At 35.9% G+C, this 21,303-nt stretch carries 18 protein-coding genes; 15 read left to right on the forward strand and 3 right to left on the reverse strand.

The genetic code is table 11. From position 1 onward, the window contains the following. Positions 1 to 139 precede the first annotated feature (139 nt). A complete protein-coding gene (recQ, locus tag AB3U99_RS12215; protein WP_400248053.1) occupies positions 140 to 2,293 on the forward strand; it encodes a DNA helicase RecQ in 2,154 nt (717 codons plus the stop codon). A 48-nt stretch (positions 2,294 to 2,341) separates the two neighbouring features. Here recQ and AB3U99_RS12220 read toward each other — a convergent pair whose 3' ends face one another. Then, entirely contained in the window at positions 2,342 to 3,520 is a 1,179-nt protein-coding gene (locus tag AB3U99_RS12220) for a DHHA1 domain-containing protein (RefSeq protein WP_400247887.1), read from the reverse strand. Between the two features lie 407 nt (positions 3,521 to 3,927). Between AB3U99_RS12220 and AB3U99_RS12225 the strand changes: the two genes are divergently transcribed. The 3 genes from AB3U99_RS12225 (at position 3,928) to AB3U99_RS12235 (ending at position 7,661) form a co-directional block, all read left to right on the forward strand. Then, on the forward strand, positions 3,928 to 4,113 hold the full coding sequence (locus tag AB3U99_RS12225) for a cold-inducible protein YdjO-related protein (protein WP_031536551.1): 186 nt from the start codon (positions 3,928 to 3,930) through the stop codon (positions 4,111 to 4,113). Between the two features lie 333 nt (positions 4,114 to 4,446). After that, the gene (locus AB3U99_RS12230) at positions 4,447 to 6,579 is read left to right on the forward strand and encodes a PAS domain S-box protein (RefSeq protein ID WP_400247889.1); all 2,133 of its coding nucleotides are present in this window, start codon (positions 4,447 to 4,449) and stop codon (positions 6,577 to 6,579) included. Positions 6,580 to 6,896: 317 nt separating this feature from the next. Then, positions 6,897 to 7,661, forward strand: a complete 765-nt coding sequence (locus tag AB3U99_RS12235) for a LysM peptidoglycan-binding domain-containing protein (protein WP_400247891.1) — start codon at positions 6,897 to 6,899, stop codon at positions 7,659 to 7,661. A 450-nt stretch (positions 7,662 to 8,111) separates the two neighbouring features. On the opposite strand, the gene AB3U99_RS12240 is transcribed toward AB3U99_RS12235, so the two are convergent. Both AB3U99_RS12240 and AB3U99_RS12245 read right to left on the reverse strand, forming a co-directional pair. Next, entirely contained in the window at positions 8,112 to 8,855 is a 744-nt protein-coding gene (locus AB3U99_RS12240; RefSeq protein ID WP_400247892.1) for a hypothetical protein, read from the reverse strand. 151 nt (positions 8,856 to 9,006) lie between these two features. After that, complete coding sequence (locus AB3U99_RS12245; protein WP_016203798.1) at positions 9,007 to 9,243, reverse strand: helix-turn-helix transcriptional regulator; 237 nt, start codon at positions 9,241 to 9,243, stop codon at positions 9,007 to 9,009. Positions 9,244 to 9,572: 329 nt separating this feature from the next. Between AB3U99_RS12245 and AB3U99_RS12250 the strand changes: the two genes are divergently transcribed. The 11 genes from AB3U99_RS12250 (at position 9,573) to AB3U99_RS12300 (ending at position 20,952) form a co-directional block, all read left to right on the forward strand. After that, a complete protein-coding gene (locus AB3U99_RS12250; protein WP_400247894.1) occupies positions 9,573 to 10,565 on the forward strand; it encodes an XdhC family protein in 993 nt (330 codons plus the stop codon). Further along, positions 10,562 to 11,191, forward strand: a complete 630-nt coding sequence (locus tag AB3U99_RS12255; RefSeq protein WP_400247896.1) for an NTP transferase domain-containing protein — start codon at positions 10,562 to 10,564, stop codon at positions 11,189 to 11,191. Before AB3U99_RS12250 ends, AB3U99_RS12255 begins: the two co-directional genes overlap by 4 nt. Then, complete coding sequence (locus AB3U99_RS12260) at positions 11,175 to 12,044, forward strand: FAD binding domain-containing protein (protein ID WP_400247897.1); 870 nt, start codon at positions 11,175 to 11,177, stop codon at positions 12,042 to 12,044. Before AB3U99_RS12255 ends, AB3U99_RS12260 begins: the two co-directional genes overlap by 17 nt. Positions 12,045 to 12,048: 4 nt before the next feature. Beyond that, the gene (pucD, locus tag AB3U99_RS12265) at positions 12,049 to 14,328 is read left to right on the forward strand and encodes a xanthine dehydrogenase subunit D (protein WP_400247899.1); all 2,280 of its coding nucleotides are present in this window, start codon (positions 12,049 to 12,051) and stop codon (positions 14,326 to 14,328) included. A 10-nt stretch (positions 14,329 to 14,338) separates the two neighbouring features. Continuing rightward, positions 14,339 to 14,818, forward strand: coding sequence for a (2Fe-2S)-binding protein (locus tag AB3U99_RS12270; protein ID WP_400247900.1), 480 nt, complete (start codon positions 14,339 to 14,341; stop codon positions 14,816 to 14,818). Between the two features lie 27 nt (positions 14,819 to 14,845). After that, positions 14,846 to 15,364 carry a 2-oxo-4-hydroxy-4-carboxy-5-ureidoimidazoline decarboxylase gene (gene uraD, locus AB3U99_RS12275; RefSeq protein ID WP_400247902.1) on the forward strand — a complete coding sequence of 173 codons (519 nt, stop codon included), beginning with the start codon at positions 14,846 to 14,848 and terminating at the stop codon, positions 15,362 to 15,364. 1 nt (position 15,365) lies between these two features. Beyond that, positions 15,366 to 15,707 carry a hydroxyisourate hydrolase gene (gene uraH, locus AB3U99_RS12280; protein WP_400247904.1) on the forward strand — a complete coding sequence of 114 codons (342 nt, stop codon included), beginning with the start codon at positions 15,366 to 15,368 and terminating at the stop codon, positions 15,705 to 15,707. Positions 15,708 to 15,712: 5 nt separating this feature from the next. Next, entirely contained in the window at positions 15,713 to 17,020 is a 1,308-nt protein-coding gene (locus AB3U99_RS12285; RefSeq protein WP_400247906.1) for an allantoinase, read from the forward strand. Positions 17,021 to 17,386: 366 nt separating this feature from the next. Continuing rightward, positions 17,387 to 18,568, forward strand: coding sequence for a formate-dependent phosphoribosylglycinamide formyltransferase (purT, locus tag AB3U99_RS12290; RefSeq protein ID WP_400247908.1), 1,182 nt, complete (start codon positions 17,387 to 17,389; stop codon positions 18,566 to 18,568). 57 nt (positions 18,569 to 18,625) lie between these two features. Beyond that, on the forward strand, positions 18,626 to 19,882 hold the full coding sequence (locus AB3U99_RS12295) for an OFA family MFS transporter (protein WP_400247910.1): 1,257 nt from the start codon (positions 18,626 to 18,628) through the stop codon (positions 19,880 to 19,882). Between the two features lie 158 nt (positions 19,883 to 20,040). Beyond that, positions 20,041 to 20,952 (forward strand): AEC family transporter, encoded by a 912-nt coding sequence (locus AB3U99_RS12300; RefSeq protein ID WP_400247912.1) that lies wholly within the window; start codon positions 20,041 to 20,043, stop codon positions 20,950 to 20,952. Positions 20,953 to 21,303 lie beyond the last annotated feature (351 nt).

Genomic DNA, 21,303 nt, shown 5'->3' on the forward strand with positions numbered 1-21,303 from the left:
CATCCATTTTCTTAAGAGGCATGTTTTTGTAAGTAACGCTGACCAAGCACTTGAATCCCTATTCATTCATTCAAAATTTGATCGATTAATGGTACAATGTCTTAAAGTAATGATCGGAAAAAGTGGGGAACTATATATGATGATGAACAAAGCCCGTAGTATTTTAAAAGAATACTTTGGATATGAAGATTTTAGAAAAGGACAGGCTGAAATTATTCAGCTTTTATTAAATAAGGAGAATGTTGTAGGGATAATGCCAACTGGTGGAGGAAAATCCATTTGTTATCAAGTACCTGCAATGCTTTTCCCAGGATTAACGGTTGTTATTTCACCATTGATTTCATTAATGAAGGATCAAGTAGATGCATTAACCGAAGTGGGTATTCCAGCTACTTTCATCAATAGTACGTTACATAATGAAGAAGTGCAGGAAAGAGTTTTTGATATCAAAAATGGACATTATAAATTACTTTATATTGCACCGGAACGACTAGAAGCAGATTATTTTATGGATATTTTGAAGGAAGTTACCATTTCATTTATTGCAGTGGATGAAGCTCATTGTATTTCACAATGGGGTCATGATTTTCGACCAAGCTATGCAAAAATTGGCTACATGATCAATAAATTACCTGAAATTCCACTTGTTGCAGCGTTAACAGCGACGGCAACCCCTAAAGTTCATGAGGATATATGCCAATTATTAAATATACCTTGGGAAAATACTGTTAAGACAGGATTTGCTCGTGATAATCTATCCTTTTCTATCATAAAAGGTCAGGACAAAGGAAAATTTCTTGAATCCTTTCTAAAGAAAAATAAAGAGGAGTCAGGCATTATTTATGCAGCAACAAGACAAGAGGTAGAAAAGCTCTATGATCGCCTATCGAAAAAGGGATATTCTGTTTCGAAATATCATGGAGGGATGAGTGATTTTCAAAGGGAAGCTGAGCAGCAAGCATTTATAAAAGATGATATATCGATTATGATTGCGACAAATGCTTTTGGTATGGGAATTGATAAAAGTAATATTAGATATGTTATTCATTATCAGCTTCCAAAAAACATGGAGGGCTATTATCAAGAAGCGGGAAGAGCAGGGCGTGACGGATTGCCGAGTAAGTGCATATTGTTATATTCTGCACAGGATATTCGCATTCAGCGATTCTTAATTGATCAGACGATACCTGATCCGGATAAACAAAAGCAAGACATTGATAAACTACAATCTATGATTAATTTTTGTCATACGGAAGATTGCTTGCAAGAATATATTTTACATTATTTTGGGGAAGAACATACGGAAAAGTGTGGCCAATGCTCCAACTGTACGGATGAACGAAATGTAATTGATGTAACAGTCGATGCTCAGAAGGTACTGTCTTGCATGATTAGAATGGGAGAGCGATTTGGAAAAACGATGATTGCTCAAGTATTGACTGGTTCCAAAAACAAGAAATTAATGGATTTTCATTTAGATCGTATTAAAACCTATGGCCTGATGAAAGAGCAATCAGCAAAGGAAATTAGTGATTTTATTGAATTTTTAATTTCTGAACAATATATTGATGTAAGTTCTGGTGCGATGCCAATATTAAAAGTTTCCAAAAAGGGAAAAGAAGTTCTTCTCGGTAAATTAGCAGTCGAACGAAAAGAACAAGTCGTGACGGTGAAAGTATCTGAAAATAACGCTTTATTCGAGTATCTGAGACGTATTAGAAAACAGCTGGCAGAAGCAGAAAATGTTCCTCCTTTTGTTGTTTTTTCCGATCAAACGTTAAGAAATATCTCCATTACAATGCCTGTAACACAGGATGAGTTTAGCGAAATAAAAGGAATTGGTGATCATAAACTGCAAAAATATGGAGATATCATGATAGAACATATCATCAAGTTCAAAAACGACTATCCTGATTTCTCTAATGCAGCAAAACGCGATAATACAGTGTCAACGAAAAGGGAAAAACAAACAAAAAAAAGCGTGGAAAACTCCCATTTAGTAACGTTAGATTTATGGAAAAGTGGATTATCATTAAAGGAAATTGCGAAAGAAAGAGAATTAAATCTGCAAACAGTAGAAAATCATTTACTACGATGTGGAGAAGAAGAGCTGGAGGTTGATTGGACTCAATTTCTTAAGCCAGAAGATCAAATGAAGATTGTAGATGTTATTCGAAAAATAGGCATGGAAAAACTAAAACCGATTAAAGAAGAACTCCCAGAAGAGATTAGCTATTTTATGATTAAAGTTGCCATAATGCTAGAAAATCGAAAGCGAAAGATTTTACATTAATTGAAAAAAGTCGATGACAGATTCACTATTTGTCATCGACTTTTTTTATTATAGGTTGCTTAGTAAAGTTTCTTTTATTTTTTGAAAACCTGCCTGTAATTGCTGAATGGAAGGGAAAGTAGCTTGTGCTAGTACTTCATTTCCACCGCCTTTCCCTTCGAATTCTTGGATGGTTTCCCGAAGGAGCTTCCCGCAATGAAGGGAATAGTCACCATTATGCTGTAGGAGTAGTTTTTTGTCTATTTCAGAGCTAAATAGAATAATATGGCTAGATTTTTGAAGTAAATATTTAGCTAGTGTAGATAAGTCTTTCATTGTTTTCTCTTCAAACTGAAGGAAGATAATTTTTTCGTTATGGTCTGCAAGGATTTGCTCTGCATGAAACGCATTATTCTCTGCTTTAAGTGATTCTAATTCTCGGTTCACAGCTTTTTTCTCTAATTCTAGCTTGTTGATACGATCATGAAGTTGCTGTTTGTTCGTTTTAAAATGATTGCTTAAACCGTCTAGTATCGATTGTGAAGTTTGATAGTCATAAATGGCTCTCCATCCACTGAGGAAGAACACTCTCGTCTGCCCACGATGTTTTTCCGTCTTTATTATTTTAAAGCTGCTTAATTCACCTGTTCTTTGTACATGTGTTCCAGCACATGCAGAAAAATCAATTCCATCAATTTCAACGATTCGTATAGCCCCTGTTACTTTTGGAAGTTTTCTTAATGGGAATTTGTTCACTTCTTCATGTGTAGTAAAATACGTTTTGATTTCTAAATTGGTCATAATATATGTATTACAAATATGTTCAATCTTATCGATTTGCTCTGTAGTTAATTCGGATGTATCCACATCAATCGTAGTGTAATCCTTTCCTAAATGAAAGCTCACTGTCGGAATACTGTATTGTTCCTCTAACACAGCAGATATAAGATGCTGAGCCGTATGCTGTTGCATATGATCAAATCTTCTATTCCAATTTAATTCACATTCCACATGCTTGCTTTTTGGTTTTCTTTCAACGCGGTGATAAATTTTATTGCCTTTAATCTGTACATCTAATACATCAATCCCATCTATTGTACCAGTGTCTGCGGGCTGTCCTCCTCCTTCTGGATAAAAGGCAGTTTCTTGTAAAGTCACATAGATTTTATTATCTGTTTCGATAATATCTTCTATATTGGTAGACCATTTTGTTTCATATGGTGTGGAATAATATAATTTTGTAGACATTTGCGACTCCTTTTACAATCATTTCCCTACATTTTATCATAGTTTTTAGCTTTAAAAATAGAGTTGATAGAAATTTGTACTTCATAGTGTTAGGGGCAATATTATTTTTATTTGTGAATAATGAAGAAAGGGGAGAGTTTGGCTAATAAACTCAAATTTTGGCTAATTATAACAAGCTTTGGGTGATATATTTAGATTTTGGTTAATAAGCAAGCTGGATTGGCTCATTTATTCATACTTCAGCTGTCTAGTATAATAAAAGTTTTACTAATAGTTATCTGAGAACTTGCTTTAACCAATAAGATTGGTAATAACCATAAATAAGTGCTATTAATACAAGAAAAAACCCTCCTATTACATAAATATTGGATGCACTGGCAATAATAAAGAAAAAAGGGGGCATTCACATGTTTTTTAATCGGAAAGGTGCAGAAGAAAAACCAGAAGAAGTCTTGATGAGTATGGAAGTATACGCATGTAATTCATGCAATGGCTGGATGAGAAAGGATTTTGCTACAGATGATCTACTTTGTCCATTGTGTGGCGATCAAACATCGGTGGAAATGAGAGAACTTCCCCAAATCAGTAATTAATCTCTAAAAATTTCGCTTGATGTACCTTGCAATCAGTGTGGGGAATTCTCCGCTGATTGCATTTTTTTAACCCCATAGTTTCTAATCAAAGACCTATACTAGATTTCTTAATTCTTACTCCCTCGTTACTAATCTGACCTTCATCAATCATGTAGCCTATTACTTAATGGATAACTTTGGCCGTTATTGTGACTAATTTGTGAATGATTTGCAGAAAAATACTTTCTTATCTGCTTTATTTGATTTACAATCAAATAGAATACAATCCTGAAGTAGCCTTTGTTCATACTTTAGGGGTGTATTATTTTTTGGTATAGATTAGGAGGATTTTTGTTGTATAACTCCATATTGATTTTTATTAGCATCCTAATCGTCTATATGGCTTGCTATTCTTCCTTTGACTTATTTCAACTAGTGAAAAATGGGGAGAAAAATAGTAGATTTTTATTTTTAGCAAGCACGTTTACGATGGGGTTTGGATTTTGGATATTAAGTTTTATTGACATGATGATTACGAACGTTTATGCTACCGCAAACTATAATATCCCTATTACTATCTTATCGATGGTAGTCGGTATTTGTTATAGTGGAATGGCATTTTATGCGTTATTAGATAAGGAGAAAAAGAAAAGAAGAATCTACGTATCTGCATTCTTTTTAAGCTTATCTATAATATCGGTTTCCATTATTGGCTTTTATTCAATTGGCAGTAAAGTGTATTATCAAATTCCACAATTACTAGTAAGTTTTATTTTGTTGTATTTTGGATTTTTTATTTCGATTTGGCTTTCTTTTTACCCAGTTCATGTTCCTGCCTACTTAAAAAAATGGATACGGGCAATATGCAGCTTATTAATGACAGCTTGTTGTTTAATCAGCCACTTTATCTTGTTAACCAATATTAGTGCGCCAGAAGTTGCCATTGCAAAAGATTCCTATGAAAGCAGTTTTATCATATACATAGTATTATTTGTATCTGTGTTAGTTTTAGGAGGATTAATCGGAACCAGTACATTGATTGGTGAACGGACAGAGGTAGGGGCAATTAATGTACGAGATATGCAGCATGCACTGGATGAATCGGCAATTGTAGCATTTACTGATAATAACGGCATTATTACATATGTAAACGATAAATTTATCGAAGTATCGAAATTTAGCCGCGAAGAATTGCTTGGTCAAAACCATCGCATTGTCAATTCAGGTCAACATTCCCCTGAATTTTTCCGTGAATTATGGAAAACAATCAAGCAAGGTCAAATCTGGAAAGGGGAAATTCTAAATAAGGCAAAGGACGGTACCCTTTACTGGGTGGATACGGTTATCGTTCCTTTTTTAAATAAAGAGGGAGCCCCTTATCAATATGTTGCCATTCGACGGGATATAACAGAGCAAAAGAAGGTTCAGCACCAATTGGAAGAGTCTGTTCGTGAAGTAAGTGATATTACTTATGCTTTAGAGCAATCGAGCATTATCGCTTTTACGGACAAAAGAGGGATTATTACAAATGTCAATTCAAAATTCTGTGAGATATCTGGCTATAGCAGACAGGAATTGATTGGAAAAACACACCGTATCGTAAATTCAGGTTACCATTCTAAAGAGTTTTTCCGAAATGTTTGGCAAACAATTGCTAAGGGGAATATCTGGAAAGGGGAAATTCGAAATAAAAGAAAAGATGGTTCCTATTATTGGGTAGATACTACCATTGTCCCTTTTTTAGATAAAAATAATAAACCTTATCAATATTTAGCGATTAGAAATGATATTACGGAAAAGAAGAGAACGGAAGATGTTCTTCACCGACAAGATAAATTAGCAGCTGTCGGTCAATTAGCAGCTGGAGTTGCTCATGAAATTAGAAATCCACTAACATCTATTAAAGGCTATGCTGAGTTTTTAAGCATGGATGAAAGGGAAATGGATAGACAAGAATACTTTGATATTATTTTAGATGAGATCGAAAGAGTGAACTCGATCGTGGAAGAGTTTATGCTTTTATCGAAGCCAACTGTTTCTGTTTTAGAAAAGAAGCCAATACGGCCGATCATGGATAATGTCGCTTCTATTTTAGATTATCAACTTCGGAAAAATAAAATTCAATTACATCGCTCCTATGAAAATCCAAATCTTTTTGTAGAATGTGATGAGAATAAATTAAAACAGGTTTTCTTGAATTTTATTAAAAACGCTGTAGAAGCAATGCCAAACGGTGGTTCCATTGATATAACCGTAAAAAAAGAGAATGAGAACATCAGCATTATCATTAAAGATAGCGGGATTGGTATGTCAAAAGAACAATTAAAGAAATTGGGCGAGCCATTTTTCACGACCAAAAAAGACGGAAACGGGCTAGGCTTAATGGTAAGCTTTAAAATCATTGAAAATCTAAATGGCAAAGTATATATAGAAAGCGACCCTGGAAAAGGAACAAGCTTCCATATCACTTTACCAGCAGTGGATTAAGCTAATTAAGAAAAAATAGTGGTTTGAAGAGGCGTCTGATTAACTCCTACACGAAAGCAAGAGTCAATCAGACGAAGCGCCACGGTGCTCGCTCCAGTGACTGGTAAAGTAAGCCTTGAAAGCCCAAAGCATTATCCAAATATATATTATATTAAAACAGGGGTTGGTTCATTCATTATTCTGACGATTTGTATTGTGATTGTTAATTGATTGTCATATAAGTAATCGAATTAACAACTCCCTGTTCTTTTTTTTGAGCTTTTTCATGTTAAGATTATACCGTTAGCTTAACTGGAGCTATTCGAGGAGGTATAAAAATGAAAAAGATCTTTTCTATTCTAACTTGTGCATCATTACTTACAACAGCTACTCCGTTTGTAGGTGCGGAAGAAATCAAAGTAGAAAAAGGAGATACCCTTTGGTCCATTTCCCAGAAGAAAAATGTTAGTGTAACGGATATAAAAAAATGGAATAACTTAAAAAGTGATCTCATCAAAGTAAATGATACATTAATACTTCAAAAAGTGAAGAATTATAAAGTTAAAACAGGAGATAATCTTTGGAAGATATCTCGAAAATATAATACGACTGTTGAACAAATAAAGAGCTGGAATAAACTTAAAAGCGATACAATACATAAAGGTGACGTATTGATTGTTTCAAAAAGTAAAGTTTCAAAGGAAAGCCAAACAAAAACAGCCGCAACAACAGTAAATAATACAGTAAAGGCAAATAATACGGTAAATACTGTAAAGGCCGAAAAGACAAAAAAAACAAATTCTGATGCAAGCTCAAAAGAAATTACTGTAACAGCTACCGCATATACAGCAGATTGTAATGGTTGTTCTGGGATTACAGCTACAGGTATAAATTTAAAAGATAATCCCAATAAAAAGGTTATCTCCGTTGACCCTAACGTAATTCCACTTGGTTCTAAAGTATATGTAGAAGGGTACGGTACAGCAATTGCTGGAGATACTGGCGGCGCGATTAAAGGAAATAAAATCGATGTTCATGTCGCAACCACATCAGAAGCATTAAATTGGGGAAGAAAACAAGTATCTGTGAAAATTCTTGACTAACAAAAGAGGCTGTAACAAAACTAAATAGCCAATCTGTAAAGACGAACAATCTCTAATTTAGTTCTTAAATAAAGGCTACTTTTTCATCCTGAATATTTATGATTTTAAATATAGTCAAGTGTAAAAACTAATTCGTTCCATTGCGCTACAGACACTCCATTCGCCGGGGAGGAAGGCTGCGGGTAATAAAATCACACCAACTTTACTGAAACAGCCTTTTATAAACTAATAAAAAACCCGAACAACCATATGTCGTGTGATTGTTCGGGTTTTTCTGCGGCTGGAATACTTATGTCCCAGCCCCTATTCTCTTATTTTGCTGCAAAAGCATTAGGATTTCTTCTAAAATCAATCCGTTATTTCCCTGGGATCACCATGAATCTAACCGGAGAGTCCACCTCTAAACGCTCAGTAAGTCGTATGAATACGAAAACACATCTATATAGTATTTTATTTATTAATTGTTTCATCCTTCTCTGAATGTAGAAAGAAGCGTTGGATTGGTTGTGCGATGCTTTTAACATTATTTTCGATTTTTTCGGCTAAAAAATGAACTCTTTCAAACAGAATTTCCTTCATATGCTCTATTTGTCGACTCAGCTTATTTACATTACCATTCGTTTCTTCCATGCTTTCAAGAATCGTTTGGTGAAAAATTTCTTGGATATCTAGTTTTTCAGATATGTTATGATAGCTGGACTCTGTTTCATCCATTTTCGTTTTCATCTCAGTAGCAAGATCATTAAATTCATCCATTTTCTTTGCAATTAAGGAAATGTCCTGTTCCTGAAATGTTAATTGGTCAAATAACGCTGTGTTGCGAAGTGTTTCTTCGTTCATTATTTCTTTTTGTTCTTTTGATAGTGTTACAAGGAAATCTAATTGTTCCTCTATTTTAGATGTTTCTTCATCTAATACAGCAAGATTTGCTAATAGCTCCTTAGTTACCGAATCATTTAGCTGCAATTTGGAATCAATTGCATTGATTTGCTTAAAATACTTCTCCTGCTTTTTCATAGACTCTTCCTGAAATTTCGTTACTAAAGTGGCTAAATATTCATTTTGAAGTTTTTGAGTTAATAAGTAATCTTGTAAATAATTGTGTTGAAAGTGTGATTGGTTATTTAATGATTCTGCAGGAAGTTTTGGAAGATAAACCTTAGAGGCCGGGGCAATTTGGTCATTTATGGGCATTTTACTCCTCCTTTCATCCTTCTTTATCCTATTTAAATGAAGGTGAAAGGGTGCAGACTAAAATTGGATATAAAATAGAAGAAAATAGAAAATATCTACATCGAAGAAACATTTTGGGTCTGTAAGTACTTTCTATTTTCTTCTACTATCATTACATAAAAGGAGGAATCCCTTTACTTATTTCGGTTAATATTGATGTAATCGAGGCGATATCTTGATCGTCAATATTAAACGTTTGCCGAATCTTATTTTCTAAATCTTTACTAACTCTTCGTTTTCCGACTTCCACCAAGGCAATTAGTGCAAAGCTACAATTTAAAACACGGGCAAAGTCTCTTTGTGTCATTTCATAATTTTTTCTGATAAATTTAATGATTTCTTTATTCATAGTCCACCTCATTTAATTAAATAAAAAGAATAAATAAGAAAGACGAAAAGAAGAATATATTAATGCAAGATACGTGCATTATAGATGATAATGATGAAAATGTAAATATATTAAGCTAGTAAAATAGATCGGTTATAAAGAAAGGCGAGTAAAAACATATTAATTATGAACAATTTAGAAAATTTGTTCAAATTGACTAAATTGATTTGTTTTTATTATATAATTAATCCAATGACATATAAAAATATAGCAATTAATATGATGTAATAACATGATATGTGATAAAAAGTAACAACGAGTTAAAAAAACTTATTATTGGAGGAATGTCGATGTCTTCCGATCATTATACTGTTATTGATTCTGTCATTAATCAGCAGAATCAAGGTTATTTGGCTACAATCGTAAAGGTAGAAGGTTCAGCCTATCGTAAAGAAGGCACAATGATGTTTATTTCTGATAAAGGAATGGAAAAAGGCTTACTAAGTGGTGGCTGTGTCGAGCAGGATTTACTTGCAAGGATTGATATGCAGGAACATGCAGAACCATTCCTGATGGAATACGATTTACGTTCTGAAGATGATTTATCCTGGGGGCAAGGAATCGGCTGTGACGGGAATATTTATATTATGGCTGAGCCGATTACGGTTGAAACTAGACTCGTTTTTCAAAAAATACAAATCCATTTAAATAATGGCAAAGATGTAAAACTTGTTAAAAAATTTAATCAATCAAATAAACATATTGAAAATAGGATAATAGTTGATGCAGAAAATGAAAATTCGAATGAATCAACCTTTATCTCACATGCCACAAGCTTCAACAGTGAAATGGTTTCATTCACTCAATCATTCGAACCTCAGCCAAAATTAATCCTATATGGAGCAGGACCAGATGCAAAGCCTGTCGTGCATTTTGCTAGTAAAGCAGGATTTTATGTCATTTTATCTGATTGGCGACAAGCCTATTGTAAGAAAGAAAATATTCCATATGCCAAGGAATATATCATTGGCTCACCAAAGGAAGTAATGGAAGTAATAAATCCCACGGAAAATGATTACGTCATTACGATGACTCACAGCTTTATGAAGGATCAAGAAATAGTCGATTACTTCCAGACTAGAAAGACAAAGTACTTAGGCCTTCTTGGAGCCAAAAAAAGGTCTGAAAGATTATTAGCTGGAAAAAAGAAAGCTGACTGGATTCGTTATCCAGTTGGTTTGCCTATCCATTCGGAAAGTCCGGAAGAAATTGCGATTAGTATTGTGGCGGAATTAATCCAGCTGAAAAATGCGAAAAAGTCTGAAAAAAAGGTGACGCTATGATTACAGCTATCTATTTGGCTGCGGGAAAAAGCAGCAGAATGGGAGTACATAAATTATCGCTAACCCTCGGGCAGGATACCGTTGGCAATGCAGCTTTATCCGAATTATTAACCTCTCCTTATATTGATTATTCGCTAGTCATTGTTCAACCAGATGACCCTTTAGATTGGATTTCATTAGAAAATGAAAACGTACTAAGTGGAAAGAAAGGGGAAATTATTAGATGCAAGGAGGCAAATCTAGGGCAATCCTACTCTTTAAAGGCTGGATTTGCGGCTGCAGTAGAAAGAAAGTCTGATAAAATCCTTGTATGCTTAGCAGATCAGCCCTTTGTGACGGCAAATATGCTTAGCAAACTAGTAAAAGTGCCTTTACATCCACCAGAAGAATATGTGGCAAGCATGCATAATGGGGTGCTAATGCCACCAATTCTATTTCATCAAGATGTATATGAAAAAATAAAGCAATTAAAAGGGGATTGGGGAGCTAGAAAACTATTAAAAAAGGGGATTTTGCAAGGTAAAAAGATTGAATTTTCAGAAGAAACCTATTTTGTCGATATAGATACAAAAAGCGATTATGAAAAAGCGCTAGCAAGGAGGAAGCAAGATGAAAATGACCGCTGAAACGAATCCAACTTCAGTCGAGATACCTAGTAAATTATCGGCCATTCAGAATTTAAAAAATCAACATAGTAGGATTATTTCGGGTGGAACGATTCTCCAAATTAATTGGGAAGCTGGTTTAGAAAAACCGGAACATCTTATAAGCACAGAGAAATTGCCGGAATTAATAGGAATAGCAGAAGTCCAATTGGATGGAAAGTTATACTTGAAAATGGGAGCAGCTATGACCATTTCTGACTGCTTGAACAACTCATTCGTTCGAAAGAATGCTTCTATCCTTGCAGAAGCTTGTGAAAAAATAGCTGCTCCTGCCGTTCGCAACAGAGGGACGATTGGTGGCAATATTTGCAGCAAAATTGGTGATACTATACCAGCTTTATTGGTTTTAGAGGCACAGTTATCCTTTTACAACGGAGAACAAGAATATATGATTTCTTTAAGAAAGTGGCTCGCAAAACCAACTCCTCCATCTGCTGAATTATTAACAAGTATATTCATTCCAATCATACATAGACAAAACTACTCTTTCTTTAGAAAAATTGGCAGGCGAGAAAGCTTTACTGCAGCTATTATCTCTATCGCAGGGTATTTAGAGTATGAAGAAAACACTATTAAAGCAGCAAGGCTGTCAATAGGCGGAGGCGCTCATCTCCCTTGTCGACTTACTTCAGCTGAAAACGAGCTTAATAAAGCAGTTAAAGAGATTGATTGGTCATGCTTATATAAAGAGATTCAAGATGATTTTTCATCCTATACCGATCCCTTTGTAACAGCAGAATATCGTAAAAAAGTTGCTGCAAACCTGTTTGTTTCAAGGGTAAAAGATTTTCTTAAGGAACAAAGAAAGGAGTAATTTTATGGTTCTTGATATAACTAGCGCAGGCACCAGATGGAAAATACGAAGAGACGGCGAACCTAAAGTAACAGGGAAACTAAAATATTTAACGGATTTGACTTTTCCGCAAATGCTTTATGGAATGGTACTTAGAAGTGAGCATTCCCATGCAAAAATTGAATCAATTGATACAAGAGAAGCTGAATTACTTCCTGGCGTTGCTGCTGTTGTTACACATAAGGATGTCCAAGGATTAAATGGCTTTGGAATTGTCATACAGGACCAACCAGTCCTATGTGAGGATAGAGTGAGGTATGTTGGTGATGCTATCGCTGCGGTAGCCGCTGAAACAAAAGAAATTGCACAAAAAGCAATCTCCTTAATTAAAGTCGAGTACAGTCCATTACAAACGGTCACAGATCCGGAAGTTGCTTTAACGGAATCTTCCATCAAGTTACATAAAGATGGCAATCTCCTTCACCAGGCTGCTTTTAGGAAGGGAGAAACGAAGATAGAGGACATCTTTAACGACTGTGCGATCATTGTAGAAGAAACATATCATACACCAAGGCAAATGCATGCATATATGGAAACAGAAGGAGGGGTAGCAGTTCCCGATGACAATGGCGGAATTACTGTATATGCTCCAACACAGCACGGCTTTAAAGATCAATTACAGCTATCTAGAATTCTAGGGATTGCTCCTGAAAAAATCCGCATTATTTCAAGTCCGATTGGAGGATCATTTGGAGGGAAGGATGAACTGAACATTCAGCCGTATATTAGTATCTTAGCATTAATAACAAGGCGACCAGTAAAGATTCATCAATCGAGAAGAACTTCTATTAAAGCTGGCTTAAAAAGACATCCAATGAAAATTCATATGAAGACAGGAACCGATAAAGCAGGAAAACTACTTGCACATCAAGTGAAAATCATTGCGGATACGGGGGCTTATGCTACATTAGGTCCTGCTGTTTTAGACTTTGCAGTAGAGCATAGCGCTGGCCCGTACCGTATCGAGAATATGGATGTAAAGGGTTATTCTGTTTATACAAACAACGGTGTGGCAGGTGAATTTAGAGGGTTTGGTGGAAATCAAATCACCTTTGCTCTAGAAACACAGATAGAGCGTATTGCGGAAAAAATTGGAATATCCTCAACGGAATTGCGCTTGAAAAACTTGCGGCAAACAGATGATCTCGGACCAGTTGAACAGCCGATTGTTCCTACAGACGGAGCATATGCTGTTCTTACAGAAATCGTAAAATCTCCTATCCTTCAAAAGAATGGAGATGTGAATTCTCCGAGTGATTGGAAGCTTAAAGGGAAGGGATACAGTATTACAATGCATGGCGGAGGACTTGGCTACGGAAGACCTGATCCATCTGGTGCATGCATATCCCTAAATAAAGAAGGGAAATTAGAGGTTTCCTTTGGTTTTGAGGAATGTGGGCAAGGATTGATTCCAACGATTGATATGATTATGACAGAAACGTTTAACTGTAACACAAATGATGTAGAAATAATTATTGGAGATACCGCAAAAGTGCCCCATTCCGGATCATCGACAGCATCTAGAGCGACAAATATGGTGTGGTTAGGTATAAATAAATTAAAAACTCCTTTTATAGAAAAAATACTTGCTGCTGTTGTAAAACAAACAAATGCACCGATTGAGAATCTTTCCCTTGGCAAAAGAGGAATTTGGCTGAACGAAGAAGAGAAGGAAGCCCAGCTTTTGCTAACCTATAAAGAATTGGCAACATCTCTCAAAGAACTTCCATCTGTTACTACTAGCTATCATTTTCCAACTACTCCCCATTCCATTGATGGAGGACATTTTTTATACACTTTTGCAGGTGTAGCAGCAGAAGTAGAAGTAGAAGTTTTAACAGGGAGAGTAACGGTAACGAAAATGGACCATGTCATTTCAGCAGGACCGGTTGTAAATCCGATGGGCTATTTAGGCCAGATTGAAGGTGGAGCTAATATGGGATTAGGCTTTACGCTTATGGAAGATGCTGTTATGGAAAATGGCCGGTATATGACAGAAAACCTTGATACTTATTTGATTCCGACTATATTAGATATCCCAAAAGAAACCAATGTTTTTGCGATGGAAAACTTAGTAAGTGGTGACATATATGGACCAAGAGGAGTAGGAGAAATTGGCACCGTTGCAGTTGCGCCAGCGATTGTTTCTGCCATCCATGATGCTGCTGGAATTTGGCTGAATAAGCTTCCTGTTCAATCAGATATGATATTGAAAGCAATAGAACATAGAATTTTAATCGGGTAGGAGGGATGTAATGGAGAGCAAGAAAATAATAGAAAAAACAACACGCTTTAAAGTCAACGGAAAACAACAAGAATTAACACTTTCTCAAACTTCTCGCCTTGTCGATATTGTTCGAGATTCTTTATCACTTACAGGAACGAAAATCGCTTGTGAGGTAGGAAGATGTGGAGCGTGTTCTGTCATTATGAATGGGAAATTGGTTAACTCCTGTTTAATAATGGCTTATCAAATCGAAGATGCGGAGATTATTACGATCGAAAGCTTATCAGAAGAGATGCTTCATCCAATCCAAGAGGCATTTTTGCAGGCGGGAGCACTTCAATGTGGATATTGTACACCAGGTATGGTCATAGCCTTAAAAGCCTTGCTTGATGAGAAGGATCAACCAACAAAAGAAGAAGTGTTGACAGCATTATCTGGAAATCTTTGTCGGTGCACTGGGTATGAAGGGATATTGCGAGCAGTCGACCTTTTAATACAAAAAGATTAATCAAGCGAAAATGGAAGGAATGAGCATATGTATTCGATAGAAGAAATTAATGAAATGAATCGGCAGGAGTTTATAGAAAAAATCGGCTGGATATTTGAGCATAGTCCTTGGATTGCCAATAAGACTTGGGATTATCATCCCTTTCCCAGTCTACAAGTGCTCTACCAATTGATGGTACAGGCAGTAACAGAGGCTCCTATCGGAGATCAATTGGACTTAATTCGAGCACATCCTGATTTAGGAGGCAAGCTGAAAATGACGGATTCGTCTGTAAAAGAGCAAAAAGGGGCAGGACTTGACGCACTCTCAGTGAAAGAATATCAGGAATTTGCAGCATTAAATAAAGCATATTCCGAAAAATTCGGCTTTCCATTTATATTAGCAGTAAAGGGACATACAAAGGAAAGCATTTATAAAGCGATGAAGGAAAGATTAAACCATTCAAAAGAGCTAGAATTTCAAACTGCCTTAACACAAATATTTTCAATATCAAAATTCCGATTAGACGATATTGTCAAACTAGAAACAAAAGGACAAGGTGCATAGCATGAAAACAGGAATTACAACCCATGTATTGGATTTAACGAAGGGAAAACCAGGAGCTTCAATAAAAGTGGAATTATGGAAATTAACAGATTCAGCTAGAAGCTTTATAGCAAAGGGAGTAACGAATGAGGATGGCAGAGTAGATACCATATTATTAGAGAATGTGGACAACGGAGAATATGAATTGGTATTTTTTGTAAAAGAATATTTTCAAAGATTAGAAGTGGAAAACAACTTTTTAACTACGATCCCTATTCGTTTTTATACAGTCGAAACACAAAGGCATTATCACATTCCTTTATTATTATCTGGTTGGGGATATCAGACCTATCGAGGGAGTTGAAGCATTTGAGTGAATTTGATTTAGTAATCAAAAATGGAATAATTGTAAGTGAGGAAAAATTATCAAAAGCAGACGTAAGTATAAAAGATGGGAAAATCGTAGAAATAGGGTTACATATCAAGGAAAATCAAGCAAGACAAATCATTGATGCAGATGGCTTATATTTGTTTCCAGGTATTATTGATTCCCATGTGCACTTCAATGAGCCAGGAAGAAGTGAGTGGGAAGGATTGGAAACTGGAAGTAAAAGTTTAGCTGCAGGCGGTGCTACGTTATTCTTTGATATGCCGTTAAATAGTCATCCGCCTACAACGTCAGAACAAGCTTTTTATCAAAAAGATAGAATAGCCAAAGAGAAATCAATTATTGATTATCGCTTATGGGGCGGAGTTGTGCCTGGAAATATAGACGAATTAGAAAAGCTGATGCAATGTGGAGTAATTGGTTTTAAAGCATTTATGTCTAATAGTGGAATCGATGATTTTCAAAGTGCAGATGATCGAACTCTTTTACAGGCCATGAAAAAAATAGCAGAACTACATAGCATTTTAGCTGTCCATGCTGAAAGTGATACGATTACAGAGTTTTTGGCTAATGAGATTAATAGTCAAAGGGACGATATAGCAATAGCTTTTTCGAATGCTAGACCGATTTTTTCAGAAATAGAAGCAGTCCAACGCATCATCGCCTATGCAGAGGCAACAAAATGCAAGGTGCATATCGTTCATATCAGCAGCTCAGACGTACTAGAGCCGATTTTAGCAGCAAAGCGAAGAGGGCTTGATATAAGTGTGGAAACCTGTCCGCACTACTTATCTTTAACAATTGATGACTTAGAGAAGCTCGGAGCAGTTGCAAAATGTGCACCACCATTACGTTCAAAGCAGGAAGTGGATAATCTTTGGGAGGCAATAAGAAAGGGGGAAATTGATGTAATCGGGTCTGACCATTCCCCATCTTTGCCCTCAATGAAAAAGGGAAATCTACTCGAGAGCTGGGGAGGTATTTCAGGATGTCAGACAACTCTATCTGTGTTACTAGAAGAAGGCTATTGGCAAAGAGGAATTCCGTTAGAAACCATTTCGAAAATTACAAGCACTAATCCCGCAAAAAGATTTGGCCTCTATCCACATAAAGGGAGCATTTTGAAAGGAAATGATGCCGATATAGCGATAGTTGACGTAAAGGAAAAGTTTATCCTAAAAAAGGAAGATTTATTTTACAAAAATAAAATTAGTCCTTATATCGGAAAGACATATAGAGGCAGAGTAAAAGCAACCATAAGTCGCGGAGAAGTAATTTATTCTAATTAGTCTGATAGTGAGACAATTACCACTTAATTATGTTTGCTTTTAACTCAATCACGTAAACTAAAGCTCGTCTAAATTACTTTATTCAGAGAATAAAACAGTTTGATAAAATCAAATGCACACTAAAAATTTAATAAGTGTAAAATGGAAAAAGCATTGGAAATGTTCCAGTGCTTTTTTGTAATTTCCATAAAGAGAATGGATTAAATACACGAATATAGCGATTTCATCGTTATATAAAATACGAATTATTTATACTATTGAACTATGATTGTTCGGAATTTAAGAAAAAAACCCTTGAATAGGCGATGAATTTACGTTATTATGCAGAATAAAGGAATAATTATTTTGTTTAGGGGGATTGGCATCGTGGTAGGAGCACCAAATACTTCACAAGCAAGAAAAATCATGTTATTAGGTTCTGGGGAATTAGGGAAAGAGGTAATCATTGAAGCACAGCGTTTAGGAGTGGAAACCATTGCTGTTGATCGTTATGGCAACGCGCCAGCGAGTCAAGTTGCACATCGCTCATATACAGTAGATATGCTGGATGGTGAGCAATTAAAACAGCTTATTGAAAAAGAAAAGCCTGATTACATTGTGCCTGAAATTGAGGCCATTGCGACTAGTACTCTACTAGATTTAGAAAATGAGGGCTTTACGGTAGTTCCGACCGCAAATGCTACTTATTTAACAATGGATCGTGAAGGAATTAGAAGATTGGCTAGCGAAACGCTAAAATTACCGACAGCAAAGTATGCCTTCGCAAATAACATTGAAGAATTGGAAGAAGCAGTACATAAGATTGGCTTTCCTTGCGTAATTAAGCCAGTCATGAGCTCCTCAGGTAAAGGTCAAAGCATTTGCCGCAGTGCAGAAGATATCGAATCCTCGTGGAAAGAAGCGGTAGATGGCGGAAGAGGAAAGAAAACACGCGTCATTGTTGAGGAATTTATTGCATTTGATTCTGAAATAACTCTTTTGACAGTCCGTTCTGTTAGCGGTACAACCTACTGCCCTCCGATTGGTCACACACAAAAGGATGGGGATTATGTTGAATCATGGCAGCCTCATTTTATGTCAGCTGACCAACTAGCAGAGGCAGAGGAAATAGCAAAGAAAATAACAGATAGCCTCGGTGGTTATGGACTATTTGGGGTTGAATTATTTTTAACAGCAAATGGAGTATATTTCAGTGAAGTTTCACCAAGGCCTCATGATACAGGGATGGTTACCATGATTACTCAAGACCTATCCGAATTTGCTTTACACGTGAGAGCTATTCTTGGTTATCCCATTACTGGTGTGAGATTATATGCACCTGGTGCAAGCAAGACTTTAAAAGCAACAAAGGAAAGTGAAACATACTTGATAACTGGTTTGAAAGAAGCATTATCAGTTGAAAATACACAGGTTCGTGTGTTTGGTAAGCCGAGAACAACTATTGGAAGAAGAATGGCAGTAGTATTGCATACGAATGAAACGGTTGAATTAGCGTTAGATGGGGTAAGAAAGGCAGCAGAACCGCTTGCTATTTCTTATCATGAATAAAGCTATAATTTATTAATAGTTAAGATCGGCAAATAACATATTAGGGGTATGGCATATATGAAAACAAAAAATCGTTGGTTAATTGCATTATCTGCAGTTGGTATTCATATTTCAATCGGATCTGTATATGCTTGGAGTGTTTTTACAAAGCCGCTTGAAGCTCAGTTTAACTGGAGTTTAACAAGTATTTCATGGACGTTTAGTATCGCTATCTTATTTTTAGGCTTATCAGCAGCTTTTCTTGGTCATTTTGTAGAAAAATATGGTCCTCGTGCTGCCGGCAGACTTTCCGCCTTCATGTTTGGTTTTGGGATGGCTGGCGCTGGTTTTGCAACAAGCATTGAATCTTTACCATTACTCTATATAACTTACGGTATGTTTGGAGGAATAGGTTTAGGTGTTGGCTATATTACTCCTGTATCGACATTGGTTAAATGGTTTCCAGATCGTAGAGGTTTAGCAACAGGCTTAGCTATAATGGGATTTGGCTTTGCTTCGATGATAAGTAGTCCAGTTATGAATCATTTGATTAATACGGTTGGTATATCTAATACGTTTTATATTCTTGCAGCAGTATATTTTGTTGTTATTCTTTGTTCCGCACAATATTTAGAAGCACCACCTAGAGGATATATGCCAAAAGGGTTTAAACAATCGGTGGAAGCTGGTCACATGAAGGTAGATTTGTCTCAGTTAACAGCAAATGAAGCAGTAAAAACGAAACGGTTTTGGGCATTATGGATTATGCTATTTATCAATATTACATGTGGGATTGCTATTCTCGCAGTTGCCTCTCCAATGGGACAAGAGTTAGCAGGAATGTCTGTAGCAGGAGCTGCAACACTTGTTGGTATTATGGGCGTATTCAATGGTGCTGGAAGAATTGCTTGGGCTGCTATTTCTGATTATATTGGAAGACCAAATGTATACACATTATTTTTTGCTATCCAGGTAGTAGCATTCTTTGCGCTTCCTCATTTGCATCATTACATTGCTTTTTCTATCATTATATTTATTATTATGTCCTGTTACGGTGGAGGATTTGCTTCCATACCAGCCTATATTGGCGATTTATTTGGCACAAAACAACTAGGCGCTATTCATGGTTACATTCTTACGGCTTGGTCAGCTGCCGGTGTTGCTGGTCCTAGCATTGTATCATGGATTCGTGATACGACAGGTAGCTATCAAGGAACGCTACTTGTATTCTCCTGTCTGTTTATTGTATCACTGGCAGTGTCACTGTTAATTCGCCTAGATATTCGCAGATTGAAAGAAATAAATAAAACAATAACAGAAAGCAATAGCTTTTAAATAGAACTTTTTAAAAAGGATTGGATTTGTTTGATAAGATAATTTTCTTGTCACGCATCCAATCCTTTTTTTCTAAACTAACCCTTTAAAAGCAATCCGAATAGTAGTATAGTAGGTTCATTAGTAGTTGTAACTTAATAGTTAGGGGAAATTAGAGAATGGAAAATTTTAATACCCAATTTTTGTATTCGGTTATTATCATTGCAATCGGCTATTTCTTTAAACAGAAAAATATTATTAAAGAAAAGGATGGAGAAGGCTTAGCTCGGATAATCTTTAATATCACTTTACCTTGTTTGATTATCTCTACATTACATAATGTGATTATTGAGAAGTCACTGCTTTTGTTAGTTTTTCTTGGTCTATTTTATGGAGTAGTCATTAGCATTATAGGACTTTTTCTATTTCGAAAGGAAGAAAACAAGGAAAAAGGGATGTTAGGAATGCTCATCCCTGGATTTAATATCGGCATTTTTGCTTATCCTTTAGTTCAAGGAATTTGGGGAACGGAAGGAATTAAGTATTTCGGCATGTTTGATATTGGAAATGCCATCGTTACTTTTGGTATTAGCTATTTAATCGGTAGTTATTATTCGAAAGAAGGAACTGTACTTAGCGCCAAGCAGGTAGCAGGTCAGCTAGGTAAATCGATTCCTTTGATGACATATGTTTTTATTTTCTTCATTAATATTACAGGTATCCACTTGCCCCATCAAATAATAGATGTAACAGCTACCATTTCAAAAGCAAATATGCCACTTTCATTATTATTGCTCGGTATCTATTTGAATTTTTCGATTGAAAAAAAGCATTGGAAAGGGATTGGAAGAGTGCTTGGGATAAGGTATGGTACCGGTCTCTTGTTAGGATTTCTCGCTTTTTTTCTGTGGCCAGCTGAAGAAATGTTCCGCTACACGATATTAATCTGTTTAATCTTACCAATGGCATCCTGTGTGCTTCCATATAGTATAGAGTTTAAATATAACCAACGATTCGTCGGCACTGCTGCGAATTTATCGATTGTGATTAGCTTTTTCTTAATATGGATGATTGGTAATTTAATAATTTAGTAGAAGATAAATTGTAAATGGCTAGTTGATTAATTTCCGCGTCAGAAAACAGAAATCTAAAAACTGTGCAAAATGAGGATGGGACATAAGTATTCCAGCAGGTGATAAATGCGAACGATTATACTAAATAAAGTATAGTTGTTCGCATTTTTTTAGGGTTTAAAAAGGACGGTCACAGTAAAGTTTGTTGTTAATTCCCACAGCCTGAATACACTTCGCTTTCCGTGGGGCTCGCGCTGAGCCGCGGTCTGCTTCCGTCTGCAGGGTCTCAGGCAGCCTCGCTAATCCCACAGGGAGTCTACGTGTATTCAGGCTTCTACATTTTTCCTACTAATTGATTTTTCTTGGAAA

The organism is Niallia tiangongensis (assembly GCF_044704065.1).
Classification (GTDB): Bacteria; Bacillota; Bacilli; order Bacillales; family Cytobacillaceae; genus Niallia; species Niallia tiangongensis.